The 23433-nt window shown below is 71.5% G+C and carries 24 protein-coding genes and 1 pseudogene; 18 read left to right on the forward strand and 7 right to left on the reverse strand.

Annotation, left to right across the window (positions count from 1 at the left end; genetic code table 11):
• Positions 1 to 62: 62 nt before the first annotated feature.
• Entirely contained in the window at positions 63 to 1061 is a 999-nt protein-coding gene (locus tag H0E84_RS09535; protein ID WP_180678416.1) for an aldo/keto reductase, read from the reverse strand.
• A gap of 172 nt (positions 1062 to 1233) precedes the next feature.
• Here H0E84_RS09535 and H0E84_RS09540 point away from each other — a divergent pair, with 172 nt between their 5' ends.
• The 17 genes from H0E84_RS09540 (at position 1234) to hisIE (ending at position 16628) form a co-directional block, all read left to right on the forward strand.
• Positions 1234 to 2181 (forward strand): AraC family transcriptional regulator, encoded by a 948-nt coding sequence (locus tag H0E84_RS09540; protein ID WP_180678417.1) that lies wholly within the window; start codon positions 1234 to 1236, stop codon positions 2179 to 2181.
• Positions 2182 to 2250: 69 nt separating this feature from the next.
• Positions 2251 to 3828, forward strand: a complete 1578-nt coding sequence (locus H0E84_RS09545; protein ID WP_219339673.1) for a M20/M25/M40 family metallo-hydrolase — start codon at positions 2251 to 2253, stop codon at positions 3826 to 3828.
• A complete protein-coding gene (locus H0E84_RS09550; RefSeq protein WP_257644157.1) occupies positions 3800 to 4435 on the forward strand; it encodes a GNAT family N-acetyltransferase in 636 nt (211 codons plus the stop codon). Before H0E84_RS09545 ends, H0E84_RS09550 begins: the two co-directional genes overlap by 29 nt.
• A gap of 30 nt (positions 4436 to 4465) precedes the next feature.
• On the forward strand, positions 4466 to 5323 hold the full coding sequence (locus H0E84_RS09555) for an SAM-dependent methyltransferase (protein ID WP_180678419.1): 858 nt from the start codon (positions 4466 to 4468) through the stop codon (positions 5321 to 5323).
• Positions 5298 to 5606 (forward strand): hypothetical protein, encoded by a 309-nt coding sequence (locus H0E84_RS09560; protein WP_180678420.1) that lies wholly within the window; start codon positions 5298 to 5300, stop codon positions 5604 to 5606. Before H0E84_RS09555 ends, H0E84_RS09560 begins: the two co-directional genes overlap by 26 nt.
• A gap of 33 nt (positions 5607 to 5639) precedes the next feature.
• Complete coding sequence (locus tag H0E84_RS09565; RefSeq protein ID WP_180678421.1) at positions 5640 to 7475, forward strand: diguanylate cyclase; 1836 nt, start codon at positions 5640 to 5642, stop codon at positions 7473 to 7475.
• Between the two features lie 82 nt (positions 7476 to 7557).
• Positions 7558 to 8019, forward strand: coding sequence for a DMT family transporter (locus tag H0E84_RS09570; RefSeq protein ID WP_180678422.1), 462 nt, complete (start codon positions 7558 to 7560; stop codon positions 8017 to 8019).
• A gap of 80 nt (positions 8020 to 8099) precedes the next feature.
• Positions 8100 to 8753, forward strand: coding sequence for a DUF998 domain-containing protein (locus H0E84_RS09575; protein ID WP_257644158.1), 654 nt, complete (start codon positions 8100 to 8102; stop codon positions 8751 to 8753).
• A gap of 278 nt (positions 8754 to 9031) precedes the next feature.
• The gene (locus H0E84_RS09580; protein WP_180678424.1) at positions 9032 to 9358 is read left to right on the forward strand and encodes a YerC/YecD family TrpR-related protein; all 327 of its coding nucleotides are present in this window, start codon (positions 9032 to 9034) and stop codon (positions 9356 to 9358) included.
• A gap of 10 nt (positions 9359 to 9368) precedes the next feature.
• A complete protein-coding gene (gene hisG, locus H0E84_RS09585) occupies positions 9369 to 10283 on the forward strand; it encodes an ATP phosphoribosyltransferase (protein WP_180678425.1) in 915 nt (304 codons plus the stop codon).
• Positions 10280 to 11599: a histidinol dehydrogenase gene (hisD, locus tag H0E84_RS09590; RefSeq protein WP_180678426.1), complete on the forward strand. Its 1320-nt coding sequence runs from the start codon at positions 10280 to 10282 to the stop codon at positions 11597 to 11599. Before hisG ends, hisD begins: the two co-directional genes overlap by 4 nt.
• The gene (gene hisC, locus H0E84_RS09595) at positions 11596 to 12714 is read left to right on the forward strand and encodes a histidinol-phosphate transaminase (protein WP_180678427.1); all 1119 of its coding nucleotides are present in this window, start codon (positions 11596 to 11598) and stop codon (positions 12712 to 12714) included. Before hisD ends, hisC begins: the two co-directional genes overlap by 4 nt.
• Positions 12711 to 13787 carry a bifunctional histidinol-phosphatase/imidazoleglycerol-phosphate dehydratase HisB gene (gene hisB, locus H0E84_RS09600; RefSeq protein WP_180678428.1) on the forward strand — a complete coding sequence of 359 codons (1077 nt, stop codon included), beginning with the start codon at positions 12711 to 12713 and terminating at the stop codon, positions 13785 to 13787. The genes hisC and hisB overlap by 4 nt, the downstream gene beginning before the upstream one ends.
• 37 nt (positions 13788 to 13824) lie before the next feature.
• A complete protein-coding gene (gene hisH / locus H0E84_RS09605) occupies positions 13825 to 14427 on the forward strand; it encodes an imidazole glycerol phosphate synthase subunit HisH (RefSeq protein ID WP_180678429.1) in 603 nt (200 codons plus the stop codon).
• Positions 14424 to 15170 (forward strand): 1-(5-phosphoribosyl)-5-[(5-phosphoribosylamino)methylideneamino]imidazole-4-carboxamide isomerase, encoded by a 747-nt coding sequence (locus H0E84_RS09610; protein ID WP_180678430.1) that lies wholly within the window; start codon positions 14424 to 14426, stop codon positions 15168 to 15170. The genes hisH and H0E84_RS09610 overlap by 4 nt, the downstream gene beginning before the upstream one ends.
• Positions 15164 to 15937, forward strand: a complete 774-nt coding sequence (gene hisF, locus H0E84_RS09615; protein WP_180678431.1) for an imidazole glycerol phosphate synthase subunit HisF — start codon at positions 15164 to 15166, stop codon at positions 15935 to 15937. The genes H0E84_RS09610 and hisF overlap by 7 nt, the downstream gene beginning before the upstream one ends.
• Positions 15930 to 16628, forward strand: a complete 699-nt coding sequence (gene hisIE / locus H0E84_RS09620; protein WP_180678432.1) for a bifunctional phosphoribosyl-AMP cyclohydrolase/phosphoribosyl-ATP diphosphatase HisIE — start codon at positions 15930 to 15932, stop codon at positions 16626 to 16628. The genes hisF and hisIE overlap by 8 nt, the downstream gene beginning before the upstream one ends.
• A gap of 148 nt (positions 16629 to 16776) precedes the next feature.
• Here hisIE and H0E84_RS20850 read toward each other — a convergent pair whose 3' ends face one another.
• Positions 16777 to 17457: a GGDEF domain-containing protein gene (locus H0E84_RS20850; protein ID WP_425600477.1), complete on the reverse strand. Its 681-nt coding sequence runs from the start codon at positions 17455 to 17457 to the stop codon at positions 16777 to 16779.
• Positions 17437 to 18609, reverse strand: a pseudogene (locus tag H0E84_RS20855) (7TMR-DISM family protein); the annotation flags it as partial. The pseudogene H0E84_RS20855 and the gene H0E84_RS20850, both read right to left, overlap by 21 nt.
• Positions 18610 to 18722: 113 nt before the next feature.
• On the opposite strand from H0E84_RS20855, the gene H0E84_RS09630 reads away from it, so the two are divergent.
• On the forward strand, positions 18723 to 20279 hold the full coding sequence (locus tag H0E84_RS09630; RefSeq protein ID WP_180678434.1) for a calcineurin-like phosphoesterase C-terminal domain-containing protein: 1557 nt from the start codon (positions 18723 to 18725) through the stop codon (positions 20277 to 20279).
• A gap of 234 nt (positions 20280 to 20513) precedes the next feature.
• Here the strand turns inward: H0E84_RS09630 and H0E84_RS09635 are convergent, their stop codons facing one another.
• The 4 genes from H0E84_RS09635 to H0E84_RS09650 are packed head-to-tail and all read right to left on the reverse strand — an operon-like array spanning position 20514 to position 23136.
• Positions 20514 to 21437 (reverse strand): C13 family peptidase, encoded by a 924-nt coding sequence (locus H0E84_RS09635; RefSeq protein WP_180678435.1) that lies wholly within the window; start codon positions 21435 to 21437, stop codon positions 20514 to 20516.
• Positions 21434 to 21865, reverse strand: a complete 432-nt coding sequence (locus H0E84_RS09640) for a putative quinol monooxygenase (protein WP_257644159.1) — start codon at positions 21863 to 21865, stop codon at positions 21434 to 21436. The genes H0E84_RS09635 and H0E84_RS09640 overlap by 4 nt, the downstream gene beginning before the upstream one ends.
• 10 nt (positions 21866 to 21875) lie before the next feature.
• Entirely contained in the window at positions 21876 to 22571 is a 696-nt protein-coding gene (gene mtnC / locus H0E84_RS09645) for an acireductone synthase (RefSeq protein ID WP_180678436.1), read from the reverse strand.
• Between the two features lie 16 nt (positions 22572 to 22587).
• Positions 22588 to 23136, reverse strand: a complete 549-nt coding sequence (locus H0E84_RS09650; RefSeq protein ID WP_180678437.1) for a 1,2-dihydroxy-3-keto-5-methylthiopentene dioxygenase — start codon at positions 23134 to 23136, stop codon at positions 22588 to 22590.
• Positions 23137 to 23433 lie beyond the last annotated feature (297 nt).

Here is a 23433-nt window from a genome sequence, read left to right on the forward strand (position 1 = left end):
CGGCCATGGGCCGCTCCTACAGTTGGGCGGCGGGCCGCTGGTGCCCGGTCGGCGCGGGATGATCAGCGGTTGACCGAGCCCATGCTCGCCGCCGGGTAGCGCTCGCCGACCACCTCGTGCCCGGCCAGCACGGCGTCGATGCTCGCCAGCTCGGCGGCGTCGAGCGCGATTGCCGCGGCCGCGGCGTTCTCGTCCAGGCGCTCGATGCGGCGGGTGCCGGGGATCGGCACGATGTCCTCGCCCTGAGCGAGCAGCCAGGCCAAAGCGATTTGCGCGGGGGTGTGGCCACGCGCCTCGGCCAGCGCGGTCACCGCCTGCACCAACGCCAGGTTGCGCGCGAGGTTGTCGCCCTGGAAGCGCGGGTGGCCGCGGCGCCAGTCGTCGGCGACGAGGTCCTCGGGACGGGTGATGGCGCCGGTGAGGAAGCCGCGCCCCAGCGGACTGTAGGCGACGAAGCCGATTCCGAGCTCGCGGCAGACCGGCAGGGCCGCATCGGCCACGTCACGGGTCCACAGCGAGTACTCGCTCTGCAGCGCAGCGATCGGGTGCACCGCCGCGGCGCGGCGGAGGGTGGCCGGCGCGGCCTCGGACAGGCCGAGATGGCGCACCTTGCCGGCCTCGACCAGCCGCGCCATTGCCCCCACCGTCTCCTCGATCGGCACGTTGGGATCCACGCGATGCTGGTAATACAGATCGATGTGCGTCACGCCCAGCCGCTTGAGGCTGGCGTCGCAGGCCGCGGCGACGTATTCCGGGCGGCCGTCGACCCCGAGGAAGGCCCCGTCGGCGCCGCGCACGTTGCCGAACTTGGTGGCCAGCACCACCTCGTCGCGGCGCCTGCGCAGCACCCGCGCCAGCAGTTCCTCGTTGCGGCCGACGCCGTACATGTCGGCGGTGTCGAGGAAGTTCACCCCGTGGTCGATGGCATGCTCGAGCACCGCCAGGTTGCGGGCCTTGTCGCTGTCGCCGTAGAAATCCGACATGCCCATGCAGCCCAGGCCGATGGCGGAGACGCGCAGGCCCTGGGAGCCCAGGGTGCGGCGGGGGAAGTCGTCGTTCATGGAGAGTCTCCTGGCAGTGGGTCGGGGGAGAAACAGGGTGGCCCGCGCGATCGCCATCGGGTTAGTCCATTGCTGGAGCATTCTTGCCCGATCCTCCGCGCAGCGGCCGAGCGGCTGGCGGAGCCGCCGCCCGCGCGCATAATCGGAACCGTGTTCGCAGGGAGCGTCCGCCATGCCAGACCACGCCCACAACGTCGTCGCCGCCCGCCAAGGCACCGAGGCCCAGCGCGCCGAGCTGGCCGACAGGATTGCCCGGAACGTGCCGGGCGAGGGCGTGCACGAATGCGCCGTGCCCGGCCTGGCGCTGATCCATGCCGACGCGCCATCGCAGCCGATCCCTTGCGTCTACCACCCCAGCCTGTGCGTGGTGGTGCAGGGCCGCAAGCAGGCCATGCTCGGCGACGATCTGTATGTCTACGACCCGCTGCACTACCTGCTGGTCTCGATGAGCGTGCCGGTGACCGGCCGCGTGATCGAGGCGACGGCGGAGCGGCCCTACCTGTGCCTGCGGATCGAGATCGATCCGGCCACGGTGGCCGAACTGGCCCCGCAGCTCGCGACGCCGCCGGCCGCGACTCCGGCGCGCGACGAGGGCCGCCCGCTGCATCTGGCGCGCACCGAGGAGCCCCTGCTCGACGCCATCCTGCGCCTGGTCCGCCTGCTGGACACGCCCGCCGAAGCCGGGGTGCTGGCGCCGCTGGCGCTGCGCGAGATCCACTACCGCGTGCTGGTCGGCGAACTCGGTCCGCGCCTGCTGGCGCTGTGCCAGGTGGACGGCGCGTCGCACCGCCTGGCCCGTGCCATCGACCTGCTCAAGACCCACTATGCCGAACCCCTGCGCATCGACCGCGTCGCCGCCGCCGCGCACATGAGCCCGTCCACCCTCCACCAGCGCTTCAAGGCCGCCACCGCGATGACTCCGCTGCAGTTCCAGAAGCAGCTGCGCCTGCAGGAGGCGCGGCGGCTGATGCTGATGGAGGGCGTGGAAGCCGCCGCCGCCGCGCATCGCGTCGGCTACGAGAGCCCGTCGCAGTTCAGCCGCGAGTACCGCCGCCTGTTCGGCGCGCCGCCGCGGCGGGAGGTGCAGGCGGCGTTGCTGGGCCGTTCGGCGGCGGGGTAGGCGCGGCGTCGCATCCTCCGTCGCCGCGCGGGCGTTTATAGTGCCGGCTGGCCGCCCCGGGAGGATGTGATGTCGAAACCAGCTTCACTGGCCGCTGTCGCAGCGTGGATGCTGACGGCCTGGGCCCTCGCCGCGCCTGCCCCGGCAGCAGCGCAGTCGCCACGCCCCGAGTGGACGATCGCAACCGACGCAGCGTTCGACGCGTCCTCCATTGCGCCCTACGAGGGCCGTCACGATCGGGTGTACGCCCGGATCGATCGCGACCTGGATGCGCATCTGGCGCAGCTGCAGCGCTGGGTGCGGCAGCGCTCCATCAGCGCCCAGGACGACGGCATCGACGCCATGGCGCAGCTGGTGGCCGACGATCTGCGCGAACTCGGTTTCCAGGAGGTCGAGGTGGTGCAGACGCCGGGTCACCCCGGGGTATTCGGCCACTACGACGCCGGTGCCGACCGCACCCTGGTGGTCTACATGATGTACGACGTGCAGCCGGTGGAGGAGAACTGGCGGATCGCCGACCCGTTCGCCGGCGAGCTGGTCGATCACGAACTCGGTACCGTGCTCATGGCACGCGGCGCCACCAACCAGAAGGGACCGCAGCGCGCGTTCCTCAACGCGGTCGGCGCGATCCTCCAGGAGCACGGCACCCTGCCGGTGAACCTGTACGTGGTGGCCGAGGGCGAGGAAGAGCTGGGTTCGCCCAATTTCGGCGCGGTGATCGAGCCCTACCTCGACCGCCTGCGCGACGCCGACGGCGCGTTCTTCCCCATGAACATCCAGATGCCGGACGGCAGCGTCGCGCTCAACCTCGGGGTCAAGGGCATCATCTACTTCGAGCTCGAGGCCCGCGGCGGCGACTGGGGCGGGCCGGCGAAGGCGGAAGTGCACGGCTCGCTCAAGGCGATGGTCGATTCGCCGGCATTGCGGCTGGTGCAGGCCATCGCCTCGATGACCAGTGCGGACGGCAACACCATCCTCGTGCCCGGCTACTACGACGCGGTGCGCCCGCCCAGCGATGAGGAGCAGCGGCTGATCAACGGCCTGGCCCGCCGCGCCGACGATGCCGCGTTGCAGAAGGCGTTCGGGGTGTCGCGGTGGATCGACGGCATGCGCGGCCGCGACGCCATCGTCCGCAACCTGTTCGATCCGACGCTCAACATCAACGGCATCTGGAGCGGCTACACGGGCGAGGGGATGAAGACGATCCTGCCGCACGTGGCCACGGCGAAGATCGATTCGCGGTTGCCCCCGGGCCTGGAGCCGGAGGACGCCTACCGGATGATCCGCGAGCACCTGGACGCCGAGGGGTTCGAGGACATCGCGCTGAGACGGCTGTCGGGCTACCCGGCGGCCGCCACCCCGGTGGACGCGCCGCTGGTGCAGGCCGCGATCGGGGTATTCAACCGCTACGACGCCAGCCCGAGGGTGGCGCCCTGGCTGGCCGGCAGCGCGCCGTTCTACCAGTTCACCCGCACCCTGGGGCTGCCGTTCGTGTTCGGCGGCCTGGGCCACGGCGCGGGCGCGCACGCCCCGGACGAGTACATGCTGGTCCGCCCGGCCGAGGGCGTGAAGGCGGCGGGGCTGGCGGAGATCGAGAAGTCGTACGTGGATCTGCTGTATGCACTGTCCGAAGCCGAATCCGACTAGCCGCCCTCCGGCCGATCGCGACGCCAGATTGAATGCGGGTGCCTCGGCTGCGGACGCGACCCGGCCGATCGTGATCCGCACGGCCAACCTGGTATTGCGCCCCCTCGGCGCAGGCGACCGCGCGCTCTACGTGTCCCTGTATTCATGTCGCGCCGTCATGGAGCATGTCGGAGTTCCGTTGGGGGTGGCTGCGGCCGACCGTGCTTTCGCCGCCGTACTCAGGCAGACGACTGCTTCCCCCCCGAGGGCGCGGTACTGGTCGATCCGCCGCCGTGGCGACGGGCAGCCATGCGGACTCGTGTCCGTGGTCGTCGATCCCGGCGGGATGTCGGCCGAACTCGGAATCCTGCTGAATCGCAGCGCACAACGGACCGGAGCCTCGACAGAGCTGATCGGGTCCCTGCTTCCGCACCTGGCCGGAGACGGGCTCGGGTGGCTGTGGACCAGGCATCTGTCCGGGAATTCAGCTGCCGAGAGGCTCATGGCGCGCGTGGGGTTCGAGCGCCAGACAACCGCGGACGGGCTGGAGTACTGGCGGCACGGGCTGCAGACCGGGGATCGCCGGGGGAGCGACGATCCCTTTGCAATGCCGGCCTACACTGGCTAGATTAGCTGCGGTCGGGGGTGGAGAGTCAGGATGAGGAGCAGCAAGGGGAGCCTCGCCTGCGTCGGGTTGGGAATGATGCTCGGCGCCCACCTGGGGCCGCGCGCGCGCAGCTGTATCGAGCGAGCTGACATCGTCTTCGTGGCGGCGTCCGATCCGATCGTGGAGCTTTGGGTCAAGGGCATGCATCCCGACGTTCGTAGCCTGCAATCCCTTTATGCCGAGGGGAAGTCGCGGCATGAAACCTACCGCGAGATGGTACATGCCATGCTCGACGAGGTCCGTCGCGGCGCGAACGTGTGCGGGGCCTTCTATGGGCACCCGGGAGTCTTCGCGCAAGTCCCCCATCATGCGATCTCGAGGGCCCGAGACGAAGGGTTCGCCGCGGCGATGGAACCGGCCGTATCCGCCGAGGATTGCCTCTATGCCGACCTCGGTATCGATCCGGGCGCTCGCGGGTGCCAGCACTACGAAGCCAGCCAGTTCATGTTCTACCGCAGGCGGATCGATCCGTCGGCCTATCTGGTGCTCTGGCAGGTGGGCGTGGCCGGTGATCGTTCTCTCCAGCGTTCCAGCACAGGGACGGGGTATCGTCGCCTTCTGGTGGAACGCTTGGCCGAGGACTATCCGCCCGAGCATGCCGTGACGCTGTACGAGGCGGCGACGCTGCCGGTGTCGCAGCCGCGCATGGAATCGATCCCGTTGGCAGGAATCGTTGAAGCGAAGCTTGCCCTGCAGACCACGCTGGTGATCCCGCCGGCCGTGGCGATGCAGCGGGACGATCTCATGCTGGCGCGCATCGCGAGACTGGATCTGGAGAATTCCTGCGCATCGGCGCAGCAACCGCAACAGGGGAGAGTGGACAATGTCGAACGCAATCGCGTTTCTTGAGTCGCTGGGCAGGGAGCCGCACTTCGATGCCGGGCTCGATCGTCTCGTCTCCGCAATCGCAGCTACGGATACCAGCGAGGCGGAGCGGTCGGCCATGTTGGAAGGCGATGTCTTGAAGTTGGCCGAACTGCTTGGCGGTAGCTCGGAAATCTACTGCATGGTCATCGCGCCGGACGGCGGCGAAACCGAGGCGCCGCTGGAATCCCCGGACGACGACGGACCCGTGGATCCGGACTCGGCGCCGGATCGAGACGGTCGCGATTCGCCGGCTGCGCCTGCGTAGCGCCGTCTAGCGCGTCACCATAGGGACGATCCAATGCGCATCTTCGTCTTCCTGTTTCTTGCATTGTCGTTCGCCGGGGTATCGGCCGCCTCCGAGACGGAACCGTCGGTGGGCGATCTGCTGCGCGAAGCGGATCAAGTCCGAACGTCCGACCTCGCGAGGTTCGATGCGCTCCTGCACGATCTCGACGCGCTCGCGGAGAGCGCTACCGCGATCGAGAGAGAGCGGGTGCGTCTTCTGCAGGCGCACAGATTGATCACTCGCGGTCGTTCCGAGGAGGCGGTCGTCGTTCTTCGCGACGTCATCGCGGAGCCGGCCGGGGCGGCCAACAAGTTTCTCGCAGGATCGATGCTGGCGAACACCCACGCCATAACGAGGCGATTCGAGCTGGCCCTTCATGCCCTGGACGCCATGCTGGCCGGGCAGAGCGATGTCGAGGACAAGGACATCCTGCATCGAGGTCTGCTGGTCGCCGCAATCGTCTACAACCAGGTCGGCGAATTCAGGCTGGGCTTGCACTATGCCGAGCGTGTGCTGGACGACACTCCGCTGGGGAGAAGTCGGTGCGCGGCCGAGAATCTGGTCCACGAGGCCAGAAACGGCCTCAAGGAAAGAGTGGATGTTGCCCGGGCGATGGAATCGGTGCAGGTCTGCGAGGCGGAGCGCGAACCGATCCTGGCGGGTTTTTCTCGTACCTATGTTGCCGAGATGCTTGCGGAAGACGGCAAGCTCGAGGATGCGGTCGCGCTCCTGGAGGGCTATCTCTCGGTGGTCGAGAGAGCGGGCTACCCCCTCCTGATCGGCCAGTACCACGCAATGCTTGCGGAGCACCGCATGAAACTCGGCGATATCGAGGCTGCCGAACAGCATGCCAGGCATGCCGTTTCCAGTACCTCTTCGCTCGCCAGCGCGCTGCCTTTGGTCGTCGCGTACAGGACGCTCTATGAGGTCGCGGAGCATCGGCAGGATCCGGAGCTCGCACTCGCCACCTACAGGCTGTATGCGCAGGCGGACAAGGCGCATTTCAACGACGTGAAGTCGCGCGAAATGGCGTACCAGGTGGTGCGCCATCAGACCCAGCAGCAGGCCCAGCAGATCGAGCTGTTGAACGAAAGGAACACGGTGCTCGAGCTGCAGCAGCGCGTCACCGAGCAGCGTGCGCAGAACACGGGTCTCATCGTGATGCTGCTCGTTGTTCTGCTGGCGTCGATCGGGTTCTGGGCGTACAGGACCAAGCGCGTGCAGATGCGCCTGCGGCGCATGGCCGAAGTCGACATGCTCACCGGCATCGGCAACCGGCATCATTTCACCCAAAGGGCCGAGCGGGCATTGGCGCAGTGCGCGCGCGCAGGCGAGGACGCGGTGCTGGTCATGTTCGACCTGGACCATTTCAAGCTGATCAACGATCGCTTCGGGCACGCCGCCGGGGACTGCGCGCTGCGCCACGTGGCCGCGGCGTGCGTGCCGCTGTGCCGCCCGGTGGATTGTTTCGGGCGCCTGGGCGGGGAGGAGTTCGGCATCCTGCTGCCCGGCTGCGATCTTGCGACCGGCAGGCGCCTGGCGGAGGACTGCATCGCGCGCTTCGCCGAGATCCATACCGCCGACTGCGGGCACGTGTTCGAGGTCACCGCCAGCTTCGGAGTCACCAACTCCGCGGTCTCGGGCTACGACCTCACCCGCATGCTCTCGCATGCGGACCGTGCGCTGTATCGCGCCAAGCGCGGCGGCCGCAACCGCGTCTGCGTCTTCGAGACGAGCCTGGATGCCGTGGCCCTGTCGCTGGCGTCGGCCGCCATGCCGACGGGAGACGGCGCCGATCCGGATGCCGCGGGTGTGGACGCTTGGAAGCAGGGCGTCGCCGTCGGCTGAGCCCTGGTGGCGGCCGGACGCCGGAGATTTCCGCGGCGATCCCGCCTAGACTTGCCGCTCCCTGACGTCGATGGAGTGGAGCATGCAGCCCGGTATCGTTGGAGGCCTGTTGCTGGCGGTAGCGGTCGGCGTGCTGCTGCCGCTGCAGGCGCTGATCAATGCCCGGCTCGGGCATGCGACGCAGGGGCCGTTGTTCGCGTCGTTCGCGTCGTTCCTGGTCGGTACGCTGGTGCTCGGCGCGGCATTGATCGCCACGCGGACGCCGTGGCCCTCCACCCAGATGCTGGGCGCGCAGCCGCCATGGGTCTGGCTGGGCGGCGCGATCGGCGCGCTCTACGTCCTCAGCGCCACGGTGCTGGTGCCCCGGATCGGTGCGGCGGCGCTGATCTGCCTGGTGGTGTTCGGCCAGGTGGCCGGATCGCTGCTGTTCGACCACTACGGCGTGCTCAACGCCGCGCGGCCGGTGGATCCGTGGCGGCTGGCGGGCGCCGTGCTGGTGGCGTTGGGCGCGGCGATGGTGGTGCGGCCCGGGCAGGCCGGCTGATGCCGGGCGGCGGTCGGGAGACGTCCGCGCCGGACCGCGCGTCCCCGGCGCCGGTCGCGGCGAAGGAGGGCGGGTCGATATTGCGCCGGGAAGGCGGGCCGGAAACTCCGGCGCCCCGGATCCTGGCGACGGCGGCCCTGTGCGGGATCGCGGCCTTCATGCTCGCCGGCGTGGCGCTGCACTGGCTGCGTGCCGACCTGGATTGGGTGCACGTGCCGTTGAGTTTCTACCTGCTGCAGGGGGAAGGGCGCTGGCTGCAGGCGGGCTACGTGGCGCTCGCGCTGGCGATCGTCCTGCTGGCGGCGGGACTGTACCGCGCGCTGGTGCCGCCCGCGCGCAGCGGGGCGCCCGTGCTGCTGTTCGCGCTGGGGGCCTGCGGTCTGGTGGTGACGGCGTTCGCGCCGACCGGTCAGGCCGGCCTGGAGCCGAGGCTCGGGAACTGGTTGCACGGGGTCTCCGCGCAGACGGCGTTCCTGGGAGTCACCAGTGCGATGCTGCTGCAGGCATGGCGGCTGCGCGCGGATCCGCACTGGCGCGGACGGTTCGCCTTCGCCTTCGCCCTGGCGCTGGCAGCCTTCGCCGGCGTATGGCTGCTGGCGCTGTGGCGCGATCTTCCGCGCGGGCTGTCGCAGAAGGTGCTGGTGGCGGTGATCGCGGCGTGGCTGTGGACGATGGCCTGGTGGCTGCGCCGCGATGGCGCATCTGCGCGAGTGCATCGAGTCCCGCCGATCTAGGGCGGTCGCCGATCCGGCGGAGACTCCCGCGGCCTTCGCGGCCACGGGCCGCTCCTACAGGGGAGTGCTGCGCGGCCGTGTCCCGTAGGAGCGGCCCATGGCCGCGAAAGCGCACGAAAACGGCCTGGCCGGGTATCGCCGCCGACTCGGTGTCCGATGCCTCGGCCCTCACCATCTAAGAACGCTCGTGCATCGAGGGCCGGACCACCTGGCGGCGGCCCGGTTGACGACGGCAGCGATATCGGCATAATGCACTAACGCGTTAATACATTGAGCCGATGAAGCAGCGCCCCGACCCCTTGCCGAAACAGGACGCCGACGCCTCGTTCAGGGCGCTGGCGAAGGCGCTCGCGGCCCTGCAGCGGTCCGACGAGGTGGCCGCGTTCCTGCGCGACCTGTGCACGCCGGCCGAGCTCGAAGCGATGACGGACCGCTGGCGGGTGGTGCCGCTGCTGCTGCAGGGCGTGCCGTACCGCGAGATCCATGAGCGCACACGGGTCAGCGTGACCACCATCGGCCGCGTGGCCCGCACCCTCGAGCACGGCGCGGGCGGCTATGCGGCCGCCGCGCGGCGCCAGTTCCCGCGCCTCGCCTCCTCGCATTGACCGGACCGCCATGAGCCCTCCCGCCGCCAACGCGGTGCGCGATCGTCTGCGCATCGCCATCCAGAAAAGCGGACGCCTCGGCGATCCTTCGCGCGCGCTGCTGACCGCCTGCGGGCTGGACTGGCGCGAGAGCCGCGACCGCCTGTTCTGCTACGGCGAGACCCTGCCGGTCGACCTGCTGCTGGTGCGCGACGACGACATCCCGGGCCTGCTGGCCGACGGCGTCTGCGACCTCGGCATCGTCGGCCGCAACGTGCTCGCCGAGCAGGCCGCCGAGCGCGCACAGGCCGGCGCGCCGGCGGTGGCCGCGGAACTGCGCGCGCTCGGGTTCGGCGGCTGCCGGCTCGACATCGCGGTGCCGGAGGACTGGGACTGGCAGGGGCCGGAACAGCTGCGCGGCTGCCGCATCGCCAGCAGCTACCCGCAGCTGCTGCGACGCTGGCTGGCCGGCGAGGGCATCGACGCGGAAGTGGTGATGCTGTCCGGCTCGGTGGAGATCGCCCCGCGCCTGGGCCAGGCCGATGCGGTCTGCGATCTGGTGTCCAGCGGCGCGACCCTGGCGGCCAACCAGCTCAAACCGGTGCTGACCCTGCTGCGCAGCGAAGCGGTGCTGGCGGGGCCGGTGCGGCCGTTCACCGACGCGCGCGCCGCGCTGATGCAGACGCTGCTGCGGCGGATGGACGGGGTGATGCGCCTGCGCCACAGCCGCCTGCTGCTGTTCCAGGCCGAGCGCGGGGCGATGGCGCGGCTGATCGAGCTGCTGCCCGATGCCGAACCGCCGACCGTGCTGCAGGTGGACGGCGCCGATACCCTGGCGCTGCAGGCGCTGTGCCACGGTGCCATGACCTGGCAGCGGCTGGAGGACCTGCGCCACGCCGGTGCGCGCGGGCTGATGGTGCTGCCGGTCGAGAGGACCCTGGCATGAGCGCGGCGCCGGTCCGCCGCCTGCGCTGGACGGGGCTCGACGCAGCTGCGCGCGCCGAAGCGCTGGCGCGTCCGGCTCGCGGCACTGCTGCGGAAACGCGCGAGGCGGTGGCGGCGATCGTGGCTGCCGTTGCGCGCGACGGCGATGCCGCCCTGCGCGATCTCACCGCCCGTTTCGATGGCGTGACGCAGGAGCGCATCGAGGTCGACGCCGGAGAATTCGAACGCGCCGAGGCGGCGGTCGCGCCGCAACTGCGCAGCGCGATGGAAGAAGCGGCCGCGAGGATCACCGCCTTCCACCGCGCAGGCATGGTGCCGGCCTATGCCGTGGAGACCGCGCCCGGGGTGGTCTGCGAGCGCGTGGTGCGGCCGGTGGTGCGGGTGGGCCTGTACGTGCCCGCCGGCACCGCGCCGCTGCCGTCGACCGCGCTGATGCTCGGGGTGCCGGCCGGGCTGGCCGGCTGCCGCGAGGTGGTGCTGTGTACGCCGCCGCGCCCGGACGGCAGCGCCGATCCCGCGGTGCTGGTGGCCGCGCGCATGACCGGGGTGCACCGCGTGTTCAAGCTGGGCGGCGCCCAGGCCATCGCCGCCATGGCGCTCGGCACCGCCACCGTGCCCGGCTGCGACAAGCTGTTCGGGCCCGGAAACGCCTGGGTCACCGAGGCCAAGCGCCAGCTGGCGCAGCGCGGCGCGGTGGCCATCGACATGCCGGCGGGGCCCTCGGAGGTGATGGTGATCGCCGACGCCGGCGCCGACCCCGGCTTCGTCGCCGCCGATCTGCTGTCGCAGGCCGAGCACGGTGCCGATTCGCAGGTGGTGCTGGTCTCCGACGACGCGCCGCTGCTCGATGCGGTCGAGCGCGAACTCGCCACGCAGCTTGGGGCGCTGCCGCGCGCCGCGGTCGCGGCGCAGGCGCTGGCGCGGTCGCGGCTGATCGAGGTCGACCTGCTGGAGCAGGCGTTCGCGATCGCCAATGCCTACGCGCCCGAGCACTTGATCCTGGCGCTGCGCGAGCCGCGGCGCTGGCTCGACCGGGTCGAGGCGGCCGGCTCGGTGTTCCTCGGCGACTACACGCCCGAAGCGCTCGGCGACTATTGCAGCGGCACCAACCACGTGCTCCCCACCGACGGCGCGGCGCGCGCCTACAGCGGCGTCAGCGTGGCCAGCTTCCAGAATTTCATCAGCGTGCAATCGGCCTCGCGCGAGGGCGTCGCCGGGATCGGCGGCTGCGCGGTGATCCTGGCCGAGGCCGAGGGGCTGCAGGCGCATGCGAACGCGGTGCGGCTGCGCCTGCAGCCGGCAGGAGCGGGGCGATGAGCACGGTGCTGGACCTGGTGCGCCCCGACCTGCGCGGCTTCGCCGGCTACGGCTCGGCGCGCAGCGAACGCCTGCAGGGTTCGGTCTGGCTCAATGCCAACGAGTCGGCCTGGGGCAATCCGGCGGACCCGGGCGATGGCTGCCGCCGCTATCCGGAGCCGCAGCCGCCCGAGCTCATCCGCGCGCTGGCGCAGCTGTACGACTGCGCCCCGGAACGCTTGCTGGTCGGCCGCGGCAGCGACGAGGCCATCGACCTGCTGGTGCGCGCGCTGTGCGTTCCCGGCCGCGACGCGGTACTGGCGACCCCGCCGGTATTCGGCATGTACGCGGTCTGCGCGCGGCTGCAGGCCGCGCCGCTGATCGAGGTGCCGTTGTGCGAGGACGGCGCCGGATTCGACATCGACCCCGATGCGATCGCGGCGGCGGCCCTGGAAGGCGGCGCGCGGATCGTGTTCCTCTGTTCGCCGTCCAACCCGACCGGCGGCGCGATCTCCCCGGAGCGCGTCGCGGCGCTGGCGCGGCGCCTGGCGGGCCGAGCGCTGCTGGTCGTCGACGAGGCCTACGGCGAGTACTCCGAGGTGCCGTCCGCAATCGGGCTGCTCGAGGCGTTCCCCAACGTGGCGGTCCTGCGCACGCTGTCGAAGGCGCACGCCCTGGCCGGGGCGAGGATCGGCGTACTGCTGGCCGATCCTGCCCTGGTCGCGGTCTTGCGCCGCTGCCAGGCGCCCTATCCGGTGCCGGCGCCGTGCGCGCCGCTGGCGCTGGAAGGCCTGGCGCCAGCGGCGCTGGAGGCGACCGCCGGGCGGGTGGCCGTGGTGCGACGGGAGCGCAGGCGCATGGCGGCCGCGCTGGCGGCGCTTCCGGGCGTGCGTCGAGCGTACCCGTCGCAGGGAAACTTCCTGCTGGTGCGCTTCGAGGACGCCGACGCCGCGTTCCGTGCGCTGCTCGATGCCGGCGTCGTCGTCCGCGACCAGCGCGCTGCGCCGGGGCTGGCCGACGCGCTGCGCATCACCATCGGCAGCCCCGACCAGAACGACGCCGTGCTCGCGGCGCTGCGCCCGCAGCGGGCGGCCGCGACGGCGGAGATCGCCCCGGCCGTGGAGACGCGCGCATGAGCACGCCGATCCTGTTCGTCGACCGCGACGGCACGCTGATCGAGGAGCCCGAAGACTTCCAGATCGACGCATACGCCAAGCTGCGCTTCGTGCGCGACGCGATCCCGGCGCTGCTGAAGCTGCGCGACGCCGGCTACGAGTTCGTCATCGTCAGCAACCAGGACGGGCTGGGCAGCGAAACCTATCCGCAGGCGGCCTTCGACGGACCGCACGCGCTGATGCTGCAGGTGTTCGAGAGCCAGGGCATCGTGTTCCGCGAGCAGCTGATCGACACTAGCCTGCCCGGGGACGGCCTGGCCACGCGCAAGCCCGGCATCGGCCTGGCGCTGCACTACCTGCGCGACCGCGCGATCGACCTGGAGCGCTCGGCGATGGTGGGCGACCGCGAGACCGACCTGCAGTTCGCCGCCAACCTCGGCATCCGCGGTTTCCAGCTGCGCACCCCGCAGTTCGGCGGCGAATGGGACTGGCCGGGGATCGCCCACGAGCTGGCCGATGCGCCGCGCCGGGCGCGGGTGCGGCGCCAGACCCGCGAGACCACGATCGAGGTGGAGGTCGACCTCGACCGCGCCGCCGAGCCTGCGGTCGCCACCGGCCTGCCGTTCTTCGACCACATGCTCGAGCAGATCGGCAAGCACGGCGGCTTCGCGCTCGCGGTCCGCGCCGCCGGCGACCTGCACATCGACGAGCACCACACCGTGGAGGACACCGGCATCGCCCTGGGCCAGGCGCTGCGCCAGGCGCTGGGCGACAAGCGCGGCATCGGCCGCTACGGCTTCACCTTGCCGATGGACGAGACGCTGGCTTCGGCGGCGCTGGATTTCGGCGGGCGCCCGTACCTGGTGTTCGAAGGAGAGTTCCGCCGCGAGCGCGTCGGCGACCTGCCGACCGAGCTGGTGGCGCATTTCTTCCGTTCGCTCTGCGATGCGGCCGCGCTCAACTTGCACCTGCGCGTACAGGGCGACAACGACCACCACCGGATCGAGGCCTGCTTCAAGGCGTTCGCGCGGGCCCTGCGCCAGGCGATCCGCCGCGAGGGCGCGGACCTGCCCAGCACCAAGGGCGTGCTGTGAACGCCGGAGCCCCGCGGCCGGCCGCGAGGGGTGCGTGGTGACAAGGGTGGTGCTGGTGGATGCCGGCGGCGCCAACCTCGGTTCGGTGCGCTACGCGCTGCGTCGGCTCGGGCTGGAGGCGGAGGCGAGCTGCGATGCCGCGGCGATCCGTTCCGCCGACCGGGTGATCCTGCCGGGCGTGAGCACCGCGGCCACGGTGATGCGACGCCTGCGCGAGCTCGGCCTGGTGGACGTGCTGCGCACGCTGCAGGCCCCGCTGCTGGGGGTGTGCGTGGGCATGCAGCTGCTGTTCGAGCATTCCGACGAGGACGACACGCCCTGCCTGGGCCTGTTGCCGGGACGGGTGACACGGCTGCGGCCGGCGCCCGGGGTGCGGATCCCGCACATGGGCTGGAACCGCCTGCAGCCGGTACGCGCCGACCCGCTGCTCGAGGGCGTCGCGCCGGGCGCCTGGGCCTACTTCGTCCACAGCTTCGGCGCCCCGGTCGGCCCGGAGTGCGTGCTGGCCTGCGACCATGGCGGACCTTTCGCCGCGGTGGTGCGTCGCGGCTCCGTCGCCGGCGCGCAGTTCCACCCGGAGCGCTCGGGCGCCGCCGGAGCCCGCTTGCTCGCCAACTTCCTCGGGACGGGCATGGCATGAGCGCAGGGTTCACGGTCTATCCCGCCATCGACGTGCGCGGCGGTCGCGTGGTGCGACTGGCGCAGGGCGACTACGCGCGCGAGACGCGCTACGCCGGCGAGCCGCTGGCCGTGGCCGGCGCCTATGCCGGGCAGGGCGCGACCTGGCTGCACCTGGTGGACCTGGACGCCGCGCGCGAGGGCGGCTACACGCTGCGGCCGCTGCTGCGGGCGATCGTCGCCGCCACCGGGCTGCAGGTGCAGACCGGCGGCGGAGTGCGCGGCCGCGACGACGTGCTGCGCCTGCTCGATGCGGGTGCGGCCCGGGTGGTGGTCGGGTCGCTCGCGGTGCGCGCGCCCGCGGCGGTGATGGAATGGATCGCGGAGTTCGGCGCCGAGCGGATCACGGTCGCGCTCGACGCGCGCCTCGACCGCGAGGGAATCTGGCGCGCGGCGGTGCACGGCTGGACCGAGCAGGGCGCGCCGCTCGACGGCCTCGCCGCCGGGTACGCGGCGGCCGGGCTGCGCCACCTGCTGTCCACGGACATCGATCGCGACGGCATGCTGTCGGGCCCGAATGGCGCGCTCTACGACCATTTGCGTGCCCTCGCGCCGGGAATGCGGGTGCAGGCCTCGGGCGGGGTACGCGATACCGGCGACGTCGCCGGCGCACGCGGCTCGGGCTGTGCCGGCATCGTGCTCGGCCGCGCGCTGCTGGAGGGGCGGCTGTCGCTGGCCGACGCGCTGCGGGCGGCGACATGCTGAGCCGGCGCATCATTCCCTGCCTGGACGTGCGCGGTGGCCGGGTGGTCAAGGGCGTACGCTTCCGCGACCATGTCGACGTGGGCGACATCGTCGAGCTCGCCCTGCGCTACCGCGACGCCGGGGCCGACGAGCTGGTGTTCTACGACATCGGCGCCAGCCCCGAGGGCAGGTCGGTCGACTACGCCTGGGTCGAGCGCGTGTCGAGCCTGCTCGACATCCCGTTCTGCGTCGCCGGCGGCATTCGCGACGTCGTCACCGCGCGCGCGGTGCTGCACGCCGGCGCCGACAAGGTCTCGGTCAATACGCCGGCGCTGGAGCGCCCGGCACTGGTCTCGGAACTCGCCGATGCGTTCGGCGTGCAGTGCGTGGTGGTCGGCATCGATTCGATCGCCGAGGCGGACGGGGAATGGCGGGTCCGCAGCCACACCGGCGATCCGGCCGCCACCCGCGCGCTGCCGCTGCGGACCCTGGACTGGATCGTCGAGGCGCAGCGGCTCGGCGCCGGCGAGATCGTGCTCAACTGCATGGACAGCGACGGAGTGCGCCGGGGCTACGACATCGCCCAGCTGCGGGCGGCACGGGCGCTGTGCGGGGTGCCGTTGGTGGCCTCCGGCGGGGCCGGCACGATGCGGCATTTCGTGGAGGCGTTCCGCGACGCCGACGTCGATGGCGCCCTGGCCGCCAGCGTGTTCCACGGCGGCGCGGTCGCGATCGCCGCACTCAAGCGCGAACTGCGTGCGCAGGGCATCGAGGTGCGTGATGAATGAGACGCGGGGCAACGCCGGAGGCAACGATCCGGAGGTGCTGGACTCGAATGTGCTGGATTCGAGCAGGCCGGATTCGAGCAGCCCGGATCCGGGCACGCTGGACTGGAGCAAGGGTGGTGGCCTGCTGCCGGCGGTGGTGCAGGACGCCGCTACCCTGCGCGTGCTGATGCTGGGCTGGATGAACCATGCTGCGCTTGCCGCCACCCTCGATCTGGGCCTGGTGACCTTCTTCAGCCGCAGCCGCGGACGGTTGTGGACCAAGGGCGAGCGCTCCGGCAACGCCCTGGAGCTGGTGTCGCTGCGCGCCGACTGCGATCGCGACACCCTGCTGGTGCTGGCGCGGCCGCGCGGGCCGACCTGCCACCTGCTGCGGCCGAGCTGCTTCCCGGACGCGCCGGGCGCCGCGCTGGCGGAACTCGATGTCCTGCTCGCCGAGCGCGAGTGCGAGCGGCCGCCCGGCAGCTACACCACGCAGCTGTTCGAGTCCGGCGTCCGCCGTATCGCCCAGAAGGTGGGCGAGGAGGGCGTGGAGACCGCCCTGGCGGCGGTGGCCGAGGACGATGCGGCGCTGCTCGGCGAGGCCGCCGACCTGGCCTACCACCTGCTGGTGCTGCTGCGTTCGCGCGGCCTGGGCCTGGCCGACCTGGAGCGGCGACTGGCGGCACGCCGGACCGGCGCCCCGTCCCCGTAGGAGCGAAGCTTCTGTAGGAGCGGCCCACGGCCGCGAAAGCCGCGGGCGGCTCCGGCGGGACTGGCGGCGGTTCCGGGTGTTGCCGCCCGCGCCGGTGGCACGCTGCAGGCGACGAAACCGCGGGCCTCCGTGCCGGTGCAGCGCAGTCCTAGGCGGCGCTGATCGAGGTGCGTACGCAGTCGCGGCCGTTCGCCTTCGCCGCGTACAGGGCGCGGTCCGCGACCTCCAGGGCATCGTCGATGTCGTCGAGCGCCTCCGTATTGATGGTGTGCACGCCGATGCTGGCCGAGATCCGCACGTTGTGCCCCTGCGCCTGGCAAGGCGCCTTCGTGAGGGTCTGGCGCACCTCCTCGGCGACGGCGACCGCCGCGGGAAGGTCGCGCGCCGGCAGGGCCACCACGAACTCCTCGCCGCCGAACCGCGCCAGCAACGCGTCGTGCGGCCGCAGCGCCTTGCCGATGCGGTGCGCCGCCCAGCGCAGGCATTCGTCGCCGGCCAGGTGGCCGAGGCGGTCGTTGATGGCCTTGAAGTGGTCCAGGTCGATCATCAGCAGCGACAGCGGTCGGCGCTCGCCGCGCGCCTGGTCGAGCATGCGCTCGAAGGCCTCGTGGAACCAGGTGCGGTTGTACAGGCCGGTCAGGCCGTCGCGGCGGCTGGAGTCGCGCAGACGGCCGTGCGCCTCCTCGAGCTGCATCAGCGCGCTGCGCACCTCCTGGGTGCGCTGCGCCACCTTGCGCTCGAGCTGCAGCCGCGCCTCGTTGACGATGCGCTCGTTCTCGTTGCGCAGCGCGGCGTAGCGGTAGCCCAGCGCCACCGAGAGCAGCAGCATCTCCAGCGCCGAGCCGATCTGCACGCCGTACTCGGTGGCGAAGTTCTTCGGCAGCAGGCCGAAGGCGAGCAGGGTGAACACCGCGGTGCCGAGCAGGAACATCGCCCAGGCCAGCAGCAGGATCCGCGCCGGGGCGTAGCCGCGGCGCATCACGAACACGGTCGCGACGACGATCCAGATCAGCCCGACCAGAACCGCGCGCGAGGCGATCGGCGTGGAGACGCGGTAGGGCAGCCATAGCGAGGCCAGGCCGAACAGCACGAAGAAGCCGATCACCGCCAGGCTCACCAGGTTGCCGCGCGGCCAACGCTGCGGAAGCTCCAGGAAGGTACGCGCGAACTGCTGCATCGCCACCAGCGCCAGGCAGATCGACAGCGGCACCGAGCGGTCGGCCAGCCATGGCGAGCCGGGCCACAGGTACTCGAAGCCGAGCCCGTTGAGGGTGAACAGCACCAGCCCGAAGGCGCTGATGTGGAACAGGTACCAGAAGTAGCTGGCGTCGCGCAGCGACAGCCACAGCACCAGGTTGTAGAAGAACAGCGCCAGCAGGATGCCGTAGTACAGGCCGATGGCGAACTGCGCATCGCGCGAGAGCTCGGTGAACGCGGTCGGGGTGTAGAGCTCCAGCGGCACCTGCATCGAGCTCTGGCTCTCCACCCGCACCAGCAGGTCGACGCGTTCGCCGGGCGGCAGGTCGAGCAGGAAGTTGGGGTGGCGGTAGCGCACGCTGCGCTGCGAGAACGGCAGGTGGTCGCCGCCGGCCCGGTGCTCCACGCGGCCGTCGGCGTGGCGCAGGTACACGTCGATGCGGTCGCTGAGCGGATACTCCTGCACCAGCAGCCAACGCGGTTCCTGCGGATTGTCGTTGCGCAGCGCCGCATGGAACCAGAACGCCCCGCGCTGGAAGCCGAAGGCCGCGTTGCCGGAAGGCAGCGGTGCGAATCCGTCGGCGTCGGCGCGCGCGAAGGCCTGGGCCGCATCGTCGACGGCGTCCGCGTCGTGGTGGTAGACGAGATGGGGGGTGAGGCTGGCGCGATCGGCCGCGGCCGCCAGCTCCACCGCGGCGGGACCCGCCTGCGCCGCCGTGCAGAGCAGCAGCAGGACCAGGCCACCACCGTACCGGAGGCCCGCCAGGATCTGGCTCCGCACCATCGTCGCTCCCAGGCCGGGTCCCGTCCGGCGGCATCCGCTAGGTTAGTGCAGCCGCGGCCCTCTTGCATCGCCGCCCGGCATAATTCCGACGGCATATGGCGAGGGAAAGGAAAATGCGCGAGACGTTGCGGATCATGCTGGCTCTGGCGCTCGGCGCCACGGCGGGCCAGGCGTTCGGCTGCACGGCTGGATCGGTCGTCGAGCGCCGGCCGCATGGCGAGGCGGCGAGCGGTGCGGAGGACGGCCTGGCCGGCGTCAAGGTCTCGGACGGCCGCCAGCTCGCCGTCAGTGACGCGCAGGGACGCTGGCGGCTGCCCGCGCCCGCACAAGGTCCGGTGTTCATGATCAAGCCGCCGGGCCATGCCGTGCCGGCAGGCGCCGACGGGCTGCCGGATTTCTGGAGGCCGGTGGACGCTGCGGACTGCGACTTCGCCCTGGTCCCTGCGGAGGACGCCGCGGGCGCGCCGCTGGAGGTGCTGGTGTTCGCCGACCCCCAGGCCGGCAACGCGCGCGAGGCGGAGTACTACGGCGCCGACGTGGTGGCGCCGCTGCAGGACGGGCACCGTGCGCGCCTCGGGGTCGGCCTGGGCGACATCGCCAACGACGACCTCTCGCTGTATCCCGCGATCAACGCCTGGACCACGCGCCTGGGGGTGCCCTGGCTGCACGTGGCCGGCAACCACGACCTCGATGCCGGCGTCGCCGACGACGCGGATTCGCTGCGCACCTTCCGTAGGGTCTACGGGCCCGACACGTTCGCATGGGAGGAGCCGGAGGCGGTTTTCATCGGCCTGGACGACGTGATCGCCCTGCCCGGACAGCGCCCGGCGTACATCGGAGGGCTGCGCGGCGACCAGTTCGACTTCCTCGAGGCCTACCTGGCCTCCCTGCCGCGCGAGCGCCTGCTGGTGCTGATGCTGCACATCCCGCTGTTCGATACGTCCGCCGACGCGGCCACGTTCCGCCCCGCCGACCGCCAGCGGCTGTTCCGGCTGCTGGAGCGGTTCCCGCACGTGCTGGTGCTGAGCGGGCATCGGCACGTGCTGCAGCACCGTTTCCACGGGGTGGCCGAGGGGTGGCGCGGGGAGCGCCCGCTGCACGAGTTCAACGTGGGCGCCGTGAGCGGCGCGTTCTGGTCCGGCGTCGCCGACGCCATGGGGATTCCCGATGCCACCATGGCCGACGGCACCCCCAACGGCCACGCGCTGCTGCGCATCGGCGAAGGCGGCGACTACGCGCTGGACTGGGTGCCGGCGCGCGTGCCCGCCGACGATCCCGCGTTCACCGCGGCGATGCGCCTGCATGCGCCACGGACGCTGCGGCGCGGCGCGTACCCGGCCTGGGGCGTGTACGCCAACGTCTTCATGGGGCTCGACGACACCCGCGTGGAATTCCGCATCGGGGACGGCGAGTGGCGGCCGATGCGCAGGGTGTCCGCGCCCGACCCGTGGCTGGCGACCGAGAACGCGCGCGACGACCTGGCGGCGCAGCCGCGCGGCTTCGATCGCTCGCCCGAAGCGGTGCCTTCCACGCACCTGTGGCGGGGCGCGCTGCCGACCGCGCTGGATCCGGGCGAACACCGGATCGAGGTGCGCGCCTTCGACCGCTGGAACGGCGAGCGGCGCGCCGCCACGTCCTATCGCCTGGTGGACCTGGGCGACGAGCCGTGAGTCGAGGCGTGCATGTGGAGTGACCCGACATGGCGTGCGGAGATCGTCGGCCTATCCGATTGCGCCGGCTTTCGCGTGCATGGGCCGCTCCTACGGGGCGCTGACGAGCGGCAGCGTCTGTAGGAGCGGCCCATGGCCGCGAAGGCCGTGGGAGTCTCCGGGCGCAATCGAGTTGGCCCCGGACATCGCCCGGCGGCGCCGGTCGTCCGGCGTCGATCCCGGCGCAGGCGCCGTCTAGCGCGGGCCGCTACCGGCCGCGGCCGTGTCCGCGGAATCCAGTGGATACGGGTAGGCGACCTCCGAGCCCGGCGGCAGCGTCGCCTGCCAGGCCTGCAACAGCGCGGCGATGCGCTTGCCGACCGCGATCTGCGGCAGCGACGGCGCGTATCCCTCCTTGATTTCGCGTCGCGCCACCTCGCGCGTGGCATCGTCGTAGGCGGCGACGAAACTGGTATGGCGGTTGAGGCCCGCGACCAGCCAGGCGCGGCCGAACCAGGTGACCGTGGACGCCGCCCCGCAGCCGAACGACGGGCGATCGCGGCGGGCGGCGGTGATCACCAGCGTGTCGGGCCCTGCGAGCTTCGGGAGAAATCCACCGGAGAAACAGGCCGAGACCACGACCACGCGGTTGCGGACCCCGGCACCGTCCAGCGCCGCGCGCAGGTCCTGCGGCTGCAGCATCTCGTCGACCTCCGGCTCGAGGGCGGCTACCAGCTCGTGTTCGGGGGTGCCATGGGTGGTGAGGAACAACAACAGCAGGTCCTCGTCCGGCTCCATCGCCGCGGCGATGCCCGCCAGCGCGTGACGGAGGTTGGCGAGGGTGGCCAGCGGCGCCCCGTCGCCCTCCAGGCTGTCGGGATGGTTGACCAGTGGAATCATGCGCCCGCGCGCATCGAGGCGTTCTGTCGACAGCGTGCCGAGGTACTGCACCTCGTTGCGGAACACGTCCTCGGCGCCGTCGCCGGCGAAGCCGATCACGTAGAGGTCGGGATGGCCGGGGCGCTGCGGCGGCATCTGCGCCAGCAGCCGATCGATCAGGCGGCGATCGCGTTCGGGATAGGTCTCGGCGGCTGCCTGTGCCGGCACCGGTCGCGGCGCGGCCAGCAATGCGGCCAGGCAGAGGCCGGCCGCCGCCAGGGCCTGGAGCCGGCGGCTCATTCCGGCAGGCCGAGACCGCCGACCGCGGAAAACTCGGTCCGGGTGAATTCTCCGGTGAGCATCGGCATCGCCTCGGCGATGGCGGCGCGCACGCTCGGCAGCTGCAGCGAGTCGCGGTGGGCCTGGCGCGAATCCCAGACCTCGGTGACGCGGATGAGGTCGGCGTCTTCCGGATCGAGACCGACCACGTACAGGTGGCAGCCAGCCGGCTTGAGCTCGGCGACGTCGCGCAGAAGCAGTGCGACCACCGCGTCGCGGTTGCCCGGCGTGGCCCGCATGGTGCCGGTGAGACCGTAGCGGGCATCGGCGTGGCTGGTCGGCATGGTCGCGTTTCGGGCCGGGGCGAGGGGATCGCCGGTCTGGGCGGGAGCGTAGCCGCTGGCCGCGAGCAGTGCCAGCGCCAGGCATGCGGTGGCGATGCGGATCATTGGCGTGGCCTCATCGCGGCTCGACCTGGTCGAAGCCCTCGACCCGCGGGTGGCCGTTGGCCGCTTGCCCGGTGCGCGGTTGCGGGTAGTCCTCGCGCCGGTCGACCAGGGTGGTCCGCATGCCGGCATCGCGGGCGGCGTCGAGCTCCTCGACCACGTCGGACAGGAACAGCACAGCGCCCGGGGGGCAGTCCAGCGCTGAAGCGATGCCGGCGTAGCTGCGCGCCTCGCGCTTGCCGCCGCAGCGGGTGTCGAAGTGCGCATCGAACAGCGGCCCGAGGTCGCCGGCGTCGGAGTGTGCGAAGAACAGCTGTTGCGCTTCCACCGAGCCCGACGAGTACACCGCCAGCCGGTGGCCGGCGGCGTGCCATCGCCGCAGCGCGGCGCCGGCATCGGGATAGACGTGCGCGGTGAAGTCGCCGTTGCGGTAGCCCTCCGCCCACAGCATGCCCTGCAGCGCCTTGAGCGCGGTGTGCTTGCGGTCGGCGTCGATCCAGCCCTGCAGCGCCTCGACGATCACCTCGTCCTGGCAGGCGCCGCCGAGATCGAGCGCGGCGGCGTCCAGCCAGTGCCGCACCTCCGGGTCGTTGCCGTGGAGGTGCACGTAGCGCGGCAGTTCCCTGCGGGCGTACGGGAACAGGACTTCCTTGACGAAGGAGATGCTGCTGGTGGTGCCTTCGATGTCGGTCAGAATGGTGTCGGGCATGCGATCCGCCGTGGGCTCAGCTGCGCTCGTAGCGCGGGAATTTCCGGGCGATGTCCGAGCCGGTGAAGTGGCCGATCCAGCCGTCCGGTTGCTGGAAGAAGCGGATCGCCACGAAATCCGGTTCCGGGCCCATGTCGAACCAGTGGGTGGTGCCGTCCGGGACGCCGATCAGGTCGTCCTTGACGCATTCGATCTCGTACACCTTGCCGTCGACGTGCAGGGTGAACAGTCCGGAGCCGGCGACGAAGAAGCGGACTTCGTCCTCCTTGTGGTAGTGCTCGTCGAGGAACTTGGCGCGCAGTTCGTCCTTCTTCGGGTTGTCGGGGGCGATGCTGATGACGTCGACGCTGGTGAAGCCGCGTTCGGCGACGAGGCGGTCGATGTCGGCCTTGTAGGCGGCGACCACCTCTTCCTGGCTGGCGCCGGCGGTCACCGGCTGCGTCGCCTTCCAGCGTTCGAAGGTGACGCCGATCCTTTCCAGTTCGCGGGCGATCTCGTCGCCGTCGTGGCTGACGAGGGCGGGGCGCTCGGGGGCGTCTTCGGGGAAGATGCGCAGCCGGCTCATGGCGGTCTCTCCTGGCGAGGCAAGCGACAAAAATGGGGCTGGCGGCGCCGGAACGCAAGTCGTCCCGCGCCAGGCAGTTCCATCCGTTGTAGTGATCCGTCACCGTCGCCACGGGGCGGCGCCAATGAATAGCCGCTTTTGGCAGACGCTCCTTGGAAGAGCGTCTTCGGCTGACCGCGTGGGGCGTGACCTGCGCCGGGGGGCGCCAGGCAGTCCCATCCGTTGCGGGGATCCATCACCGTCGCCACGGGGCTGCGTCAATGAATCGCCGCGTCTGGCAGTTGGTTCCTTGGAGGA

It is taken from the genome of Luteimonas salinisoli (genome assembly GCF_013425525.1).
Classification (GTDB): Bacteria; Pseudomonadota; Gammaproteobacteria; order Xanthomonadales; family Xanthomonadaceae; genus Luteimonas; species Luteimonas salinisoli.

Coding starts and splice junctions, on each gene's coding strand:
- H0E84_RS09535 (WP_180678416.1), bottom strand. CDS start 1,061: ATGAACGACGACTTCCCCCGCCGCACCCTGGGCTCCCAGGGCCTGCGC.
- H0E84_RS09540 (WP_180678417.1), top strand. CDS start 1,234: ATGCCAGACCACGCCCACAACGTCGTCGCCGCCCGCCAAGGCACCGAG.
- H0E84_RS09545 (WP_219339673.1), top strand. CDS start 2,251: ATGTCGAAACCAGCTTCACTGGCCGCTGTCGCAGCGTGGATGCTGACG.
- H0E84_RS09550 (WP_257644157.1), top strand. CDS start 3,800: ATGCACTGTCCGAAGCCGAATCCGACTAGCCGCCCTCCGGCCGATCGC.
- H0E84_RS09555 (WP_180678419.1), top strand. CDS start 4,466: ATGAGGAGCAGCAAGGGGAGCCTCGCCTGCGTCGGGTTGGGAATGATG.
- H0E84_RS09560 (WP_180678420.1), top strand. CDS start 5,298: ATGTCGAACGCAATCGCGTTTCTTGAGTCGCTGGGCAGGGAGCCGCAC.
- H0E84_RS09565 (WP_180678421.1), top strand. CDS start 5,640: ATGCGCATCTTCGTCTTCCTGTTTCTTGCATTGTCGTTCGCCGGGGTA.
- H0E84_RS09570 (WP_180678422.1), top strand. CDS start 7,558: ATGCAGCCCGGTATCGTTGGAGGCCTGTTGCTGGCGGTAGCGGTCGGC.
- H0E84_RS09580 (WP_180678424.1), top strand. CDS start 9,032: ATGAAGCAGCGCCCCGACCCCTTGCCGAAACAGGACGCCGACGCCTCG.
- hisG (WP_180678425.1), top strand. CDS start 9,369: ATGAGCCCTCCCGCCGCCAACGCGGTGCGCGATCGTCTGCGCATCGCC.
- hisD (WP_180678426.1), top strand. CDS start 10,280: ATGAGCGCGGCGCCGGTCCGCCGCCTGCGCTGGACGGGGCTCGACGCA.
- hisC (WP_180678427.1), top strand. CDS start 11,596: ATGAGCACGGTGCTGGACCTGGTGCGCCCCGACCTGCGCGGCTTCGCC.
- hisB (WP_180678428.1), top strand. CDS start 12,711: ATGAGCACGCCGATCCTGTTCGTCGACCGCGACGGCACGCTGATCGAG.
- H0E84_RS09610 (WP_180678430.1), top strand. CDS start 14,424: ATGAGCGCAGGGTTCACGGTCTATCCCGCCATCGACGTGCGCGGCGGT.
- hisF (WP_180678431.1), top strand. CDS start 15,164: ATGCTGAGCCGGCGCATCATTCCCTGCCTGGACGTGCGCGGTGGCCGG.
- hisIE (WP_180678432.1), top strand. CDS start 15,930: ATGAATGAGACGCGGGGCAACGCCGGAGGCAACGATCCGGAGGTGCTG.
- H0E84_RS20850 (WP_425600477.1), bottom strand. CDS start 17,457: ATGCTGCTGCTCTCGGTGGCGCTGGGCTACCGCTACGCCGCGCTGCGC.
- H0E84_RS09630 (WP_180678434.1), top strand. CDS start 18,723: ATGCGCGAGACGTTGCGGATCATGCTGGCTCTGGCGCTCGGCGCCACG.
- H0E84_RS09635 (WP_180678435.1), bottom strand. CDS start 21,437: ATGAGCCGCCGGCTCCAGGCCCTGGCGGCGGCCGGCCTCTGCCTGGCC.
- H0E84_RS09640 (WP_257644159.1), bottom strand. CDS start 21,865: ATGATCCGCATCGCCACCGCATGCCTGGCGCTGGCACTGCTCGCGGCC.
- mtnC (WP_180678436.1), bottom strand. CDS start 22,571: ATGCCCGACACCATTCTGACCGACATCGAAGGCACCACCAGCAGCATC.
- H0E84_RS09650 (WP_180678437.1), bottom strand. CDS start 23,136: ATGAGCCGGCTGCGCATCTTCCCCGAAGACGCCCCCGAGCGCCCCGCC.